2 protein-coding genes and 1 pseudogene are annotated in these 1,810 nt (G+C 64.4%); all 3 read left to right on the top strand.

The window, feature by feature from the left end; genetic code table 11:
• On the top strand, positions 1–1,100 hold a 1,100-nt coding region (locus EN750_RS32555), incomplete at its 5' end, for a Pls/PosA family non-ribosomal peptide synthetase (RefSeq protein WP_281062365.1).
• Positions 1,101–1,114: 14 nt separating this feature from the next.
• Positions 1,115–1,582 carry a GNAT family N-acetyltransferase gene (locus EN750_RS32550; RefSeq protein ID WP_245482876.1) on the top strand — a complete coding sequence of 156 codons (468 nt, stop codon included), beginning with the start codon at positions 1,115–1,117 and terminating at the stop codon, positions 1,580–1,582.
• Positions 1,579–1,810, top strand: a pseudogene (locus tag EN750_RS32545) (4'-phosphopantetheinyl transferase); the annotation flags it as partial. The gene EN750_RS32550 and the pseudogene EN750_RS32545, both read left to right, overlap by 4 nt.

The raw sequence follows: 1,810 nt of genomic DNA, 5'->3' as shown, positions 1-1,810 counted from the left end.
GCTGGAACCTCAACAGAGTGGTGCAGACCGGCTCCAATTTCGGCTCCAACCAGCAGCACGAAAACCCGCTTCTGTGCGAGATCGGCACCGAGACCATGGTGTCGGACGGGCTGTTCATGATCAACATGCACAAATCCGCCTCCGCCTTCCGGCTCGAGCCGACGAGGATCGGCGAGCGCAACTATCTCGGCAACAACATCTACTATCCGCCGGACGGGCGCACCGGCGACAACGTCCTGCTCGGCACCAAGGTGATGATCCCCATCGACGGGCCGCTGCGCGAGAATGTCGGGCTTCTGGGTTCCCCTGCCTTTGAAATCCCGCGCATGGTGAACCGCGACAAGGAACTCATCGCGGGCGTCGACGAAGACGACCGGCGCCGGCGCATCCCGCACAAGAACCGCCACAATCTGGTGACGATCCTGCTGTTCGTGGCAACGCAATGGATCATGCTGTTCGCCACGCTGGCGATCTGGGACCGGGCGCTGAACTACTATACCGAATGGGCTGAAGTCGCGCTGTTCGTCGCCGTGCTCCTGACTTCGGCGATCACCATTCCGTTCTACATCTTCGTGGAACGGGCAAGCCTTGGTTTCGGCCGGCTGAAGCCGCAAATGACGACCATCTACGACGTCGCGTTCTGGCGCCATGAACGCCACTGGAAGCTGGCGGATTCGCCGATCGTGCGGCTGTTCGCCGGCACGCCGTTCCGGCCGATGATCCTGCGCATTCTCGGCGTCAAGGTTGGCAAACGGGTCTATGACGGCGGCAGCAACCTCACCGAACGCTCGCTGGTGGAGATCGGCGACGACGCCACCCTCAACGAGGGCTGCGTCATCCAGGCCCATTCGCTGGAGGAAGGCGCCTTCAAGTCCGACTTCATCCGCATCGGCAAGGGCTGCACGCTCGGACCTTCAGCCTTTGTCCACTACGGCGTCGTGATGGGCGAAGGCTCGGTGGTCGATGTCGACTCCTTCGTCATGAAGGGCGAAGAGCTGGAGCCCAACTCCATATGGCGTGGCAACCCGGCCAAGCTGCACCGCTTCGTCGAGCCGATCACCGACGATGGCTCCAAGGCATCGGCCCGGGCATCGGCTTGAAAAAGGGCATCGGCTTGAACACCGGAGACATCCGTCTCGTTGCCGTGACCGAGGCCAACCGTGCCCTGGTCACGGCCCTGGAACTCGCCCCGAAGCAGAGGGATTTCGTCGCCGGCAATGCGGCGTCGCTGGAAGAAGCCGAAACCGACGCAGACGCGCGGCCACGCGTCGTCATGGCCGGGACCCGTGTCGTCGGTTTCCTCATGTACGAGGCGCCCGAGGATGACGACGAGGCGCGCATCTACCGCTTCATGATCGACCGCGCTTCTCAAGGCAAAGGCTACGGCAAGGCCGCGCTGCGCGAAGTGCTGGGCGAAATCCAGGGGCTCGGCCACATCAGCCACGTCTCGATCTGCTACGAACCGGAGAACGATGCGGCGCGAAACCTCTATCGCAGCACCGGTTTCGTCGAAGAAGGGCTCGACGAGGACGGCGAAATGATCGCCGATCTCGCTTTGCCGGCACGGACGCACGAGCCGTGACGCGGCTGCCCGAGGAAATCGCCTTGGCCGAAGCGATCGCCGCCATCGCACCATCGGGAGTCCGGATCGGATGCCGGGTGATCCGCGACGGCGACGAGGCCCATCTGCTGCCCAGGGAAGCGCATTCCCTCCCCGCGCGCCAGCCCGGCATGCGGCGCGCCAGCGGCGCGGCCCGGTGGATCGCGCACGGACTGCTGGCGGAGCTTGGCGTCGGCGACGTCGCCATCC

Origin of the sequence: Mesorhizobium sp. M7A.F.Ca.ET.027.03.2.1 (assembly GCF_003999175.1) — a bacterium.
Lineage (GTDB): Bacteria > Pseudomonadota > Alphaproteobacteria > Rhizobiales > Rhizobiaceae > Mesorhizobium.
This window is presented reverse-complemented; position numbering and strand designations above follow the sequence as displayed.